This window comes from Streptosporangium sp. H16 (assembly GCF_051918855.1).
Lineage (GTDB): Bacteria > Actinomycetota > Actinomycetes > Streptosporangiales > Streptosporangiaceae > Streptosporangium.
In genome coordinates, this window is sequence record NZ_JBPXMD010000088.1 from 1 (window position 1) to 3,942 (window position 3,942).

Genomic DNA, 3,942 nt, shown 5'->3' on the forward strand with positions numbered 1-3,942 from the left:
CGAACTGGGGAAAGTCAACAAACGACCGAAGTCCCTCACAGCCAAACGCGATCTCAGAGGTTAAACAACAAGCTAAGTGCGTGTTTGAGAGGTGATCGTAAGGTCGTTCTATGGCAGAAGAGACGACAGAAGACGACACAACAGCACGCCCAGATAGTCGACGGCACCAGCCCTAAGCTGATCGTCTATGGAGACATCGCCTAATGAAGTCCTTCAACTAGCCGTTATCGACCACGGGGGCAGGATCGCAGCGTCGACCCTCACGCTCTATGACGCTGTACCGGCCAGGCTCGTACTCACGTGCGGCGGTCTCCTGCTGGATGTAGAGGGCGACGACCTGCTGGATTGCCTCATCGATCTCCGTCGCCGACTGGAAACTGAAGGGCTCAACCTCTGCTGCCAGGGAGCGCGATCGGACGTTTGGCCATCAGGCCAACTTCGACAGTTCACCAACGGTCGCATCGGATACGTCTTGGCCCCCAGACCAGCAGGCGACGCGCTCGAGGAAGTTGACCTGTTCGCACCGGCTCAGCCCCATGAGATCGGTTCAATCGAGCAACAACGTCAAGCTGTCTTCCGGTTTCATGGGCTGCATCGACAGCCGAGTTGAGGCGAGAAGGCGGTTGAGCAGTGATCGTGAAGTTCAGCGGACCCATTCAAGGGAGCGCGGTCCGGGCCGCTGGGCGGGATGTCCCCGGGTGATGCGCCGCAGCAGCGTGCTGATCGCCGCCCACCGGACCATCGCCTCACTGGTCGACGCCTGCCGCTCGTAGTCGCGGGCCAGCCGTCGATGCAACATCAGCCAGGTCGATGGAGTGTCCGCTCGACCACCCACCGCCGGGAATGCACCTGAAAACCGCGCTGCTGCCCAGGCTTGGCGACGATGTGCACGATGATGCCCAGCACCTCGCGTGCCCCGATCACCAGACGCCCGGAAAAACCCTGATCGGCGAAGACGACCCGGCAGGCGCCGGTCAGGTACAACCCCAGCAACATGGTGGTGGCCCGGCGCGGTCCTGCACACTGGCTGGACGCACCATCACCGTCGGCAACAACCCGAGCGTGTCGGTGACCACGACCCGCTTGCGGCCGTCCCAGTGCGAGGCAGGCAGCAGCGGTTCGATCAGGGCCCACTGCTGGCCAGGCTCGACGAGGGCTGGAGCGAGGCGGGCGGCTGATACAGGGAAACAAGGGCAGAATCACAACCGGTCAGGTGGGACGGTTACGCCTTACACCGGCTGAACTGCCGGGTGTGGCCGTTAGGGTCTCCGCCATGGTGATCTCCAACACCCCCGTTACCCCTGGGGCGATCTTCTTTGCACCGTGAACGACGCGGCCCAGAAGTACTTCGCCGAGTACAGGGCTATTCCGCCGGAACAGCGAGCGGGTCCGGACGACGGATTCGGCCGTGTGACCTGGCTCGGCGCGCCGGGTGCCGGGGAGGCAGAGATCGCGCGACACGAGGAACGCCTCGGCATGCGTCTGCCGCCAAGCTATCGGGAGTTCCTCCAGGTCACCAATGGCTGGGACGAGTACAGCCATGCGTCTCTCCGCTTGATGCCCCTGGCCGAAGTCGGCTGGACCCGTGATGTCGACCCAGAACTCGCCCGGATCTGGGATCAGTGGTATCTCCATCAGGAGTCCATTCCAGATAGTCAGCAGTGCCCGCCACGAGTGCGACGGCGACGATCTGCGCCCCCGCGACCAGCCGACGCTCCACCACTGCCGAACAAATCCGATCGGCCCCATCGCGGCTGCCGGCAGTGACACCAACCTCGATGCAATTCGAAGCATTTTCGATCATGTCAACTGTCTACTCCCACAAGATGCTTCACGGGTTCTGTCCACGACACGCGCGACAGGTGACATAGGCAACACAGTTCGACTAGGAAGTGGGAAACACCACCACGAGGTCTTCTCCCACCCCCTCGTCCAACGTTCGGGTGTGCAGGCGAACCCGGTATTTCCCTTCCTTCGGAAGGGCGACTGCGACCTTGATGCCCCTGCCCTTCAGGTGCACCCGTCCCGAGCCGAGAACCAGATCCGCGTCGACCACGTCGTCCCAGCCCTTGCGCCGGATCGGCGGGGCCGTACGCAGGACCTTCACAGTGACGCAGGTGGCGCCGTACTCCAGCGTCGTGCTGACCATGGCAGCACCCCCGTGGGCCACGAGCGGGCTGTCGGATTCGATGTTCTCGGCATGGAGTGCCTCCAGGCTCGCCTCGCGCCCGTTGAAGATGTGGTAGCCGTCCCAATCGGTGGGCAGATGAACGGCTGTGGCCTGGCGGGAGGTCCGCAGCGCGGGCCAGGGATCGCGGCAGCCGCTCACGTACTGAGCGGCCTCATCCGCCACCTCTTGTCGCCGCCGGGCTCGCTCCTTGGCGTCTCGCTGCTTGAGCTGAGCCGCCGTGAGCAGGAGGTCGGGATGGTCACGTGCGACGACTTCCGGGCACAGGTAGACCAGTACCTCGGCTCTCACCTTGCCGTCGCCTGCCGCGCAGCTCTTCCAGCCCTTGCCCAGGAGCTGCTGGTCCGTGACCGTGCGCCCGCCTGTGCTCCAGAACCGTATGTTTTCGTAGGACTGCCCGTTTCCGGCCAGGCACAGGTAAATGCGCCGGCGATCCCGCGGAGGGGTGTCGGCGAACAGAGGAATCGACGAACAGTCGGCATCGAGCCAGGTGTAGGTCATGTGGGGCTTGGCCTCGGGGGCGATGACCGCCATCGGAGCCAGGACCATCAGCGCGAGGAGCCATCGGGGCGAGCGCAGGGGCTCGGGATCCGGTGCGGTGCTGGGGCGGTTGAGCTCGTGGGCCGTCCGGGCGAGCCAGACCACCTGGAAGACGACCAGCACATCCAGGAGGTCGGACAGAACCACGCTCTCCGGAAAGTCGACGAGCTGGTTCAGGACGACGGTGATGGGGATGACCGCCAGCTGGCACGCTCCCAGGACCATCGTGGTCCGGGTCCAGCGGCCGTCGCGTCGCTGGGCGATGAGGATCATCAGAAGCCAGGCCGGCCCCGCTGCCACGAGTGCCAGGCTCACAGCGGAGAGCACAGGTGCGGCCCAGTCGGCGTAGCTGTCCGGGAGCGTAGCTTCGAGCACCCATGGAAGCATCGTGCTCAGCAGAGCGGTGGTGACCAGGATCAGGCGGAAGGCCGGTCCTGAGCGCGTCAGCACCTGCGCGAAGAGGATGACGACGGGTACCCACAGCACCATGTCGAACGCGGTCCCCGCCTCGTCGGGGAGCGGCACCGGGATCAGTAGCCAGCCGACGTAAACGTAGAGCAGGCGACGCAGCCACAGCGTGCGTCGTGGCAACGGCGCAGCATCGGCCGGCCCCTGGAGCACCTGCCAGAACATCCACGAATTGACCGCGCCGACCAGTAGCAACCCACCCAGCACCGCGAGCAGCGAGGTCTCGTCGGCGAAGTGGGAGGGCGGGTACCACTGGACCACGGTCCAGGCCGGTTCGAGGGAATTCCGGACCAGGCTGACGACGACCGCGACCATTACCGCCGCCATGTTGACGATTACCGCTAACCGCCCCAGACGGTATCTCCGCACCGCGTGCCGCCCTTTCCATGCGAAAGGGTTGATCGTAGCGCTCACCTGGCGGCGCTTTGACCGGTCTCGTGGGTTCGAATCCCACGCTCTCTGCTGAGCATCGCAAACGGCGTCTGACCAGGCACTCGGCCTCGGCGAGGCGCCGTTGATCGTTTCCGGGGTGTGCGGCCGTATGCCGCTCCGAGCGACCCTGGGCCGGTGGTCTCCAACAACCGCCCCGACAACGCCCGCGCCCTGGTCGCCGCCGGAGCGAACCCGTGGCGACCGATGATGAACGGCTGGTCCCCCGGACGGCTCAGCCTGGCCACTCCCACCCCCGACCTGTTCACCCTTCCCGATGAGGAGGCCGGCCTGTCCGCCGCCGAGGCCGCCGCCGT

The 3,942-nt window shown here is 65.3% G+C and carries 4 protein-coding genes; 1 reads left to right on the plus strand and 3 read right to left on the minus strand.

Features of this window, described 5'->3' with window-relative positions:
• Positions 1 to 643: 643 nt before the first annotated feature.
• The gene (locus ACTOQ2_RS43700) at positions 644 to 799 is read right to left on the minus strand and encodes a hypothetical protein (protein WP_440107894.1); all 156 of its coding nucleotides are present in this window, start codon (positions 797 to 799) and stop codon (positions 644 to 646) included.
• Entirely contained in the window at positions 799 to 984 is a 186-nt protein-coding gene (locus ACTOQ2_RS43705; RefSeq protein ID WP_440107897.1) for a hypothetical protein, read from the minus strand. The genes ACTOQ2_RS43700 and ACTOQ2_RS43705 overlap by 1 nt, the downstream gene beginning before the upstream one ends.
• A 339-nt stretch (positions 985 to 1,323) precedes the next feature.
• Here ACTOQ2_RS43705 and ACTOQ2_RS43710 point away from each other — a divergent pair, with 339 nt between their 5' ends.
• A complete protein-coding gene (locus ACTOQ2_RS43710; protein ID WP_440107899.1) occupies positions 1,324 to 1,767 on the plus strand; it encodes an SMI1/KNR4 family protein in 444 nt (147 codons plus the stop codon).
• A gap of 118 nt (positions 1,768 to 1,885) precedes the next feature.
• Here the strand turns inward: ACTOQ2_RS43710 and ACTOQ2_RS43715 are convergent, their stop codons facing one another.
• Positions 1,886 to 3,523: a hypothetical protein gene (locus ACTOQ2_RS43715; protein WP_440107901.1), complete on the minus strand. Its 1,638-nt coding sequence runs from the start codon at positions 3,521 to 3,523 to the stop codon at positions 1,886 to 1,888.
• Positions 3,524 to 3,942 lie beyond the last annotated feature (419 nt).

What these genes read in the sequence shown, in the direction of transcription:
- ACTOQ2_RS43700 (WP_440107894.1), bottom strand. Translation starts at nt 799, where the DNA reads ATGTTGCATCGACGGCTGGCCCGCGACTACGAGCGGCAGGCGTCGACC.
- ACTOQ2_RS43715 (WP_440107901.1), bottom strand. Translation starts at nt 3,523, where the DNA reads ATGGCGGCGGTAATGGTCGCGGTCGTCGTCAGCCTGGTCCGGAATTCC.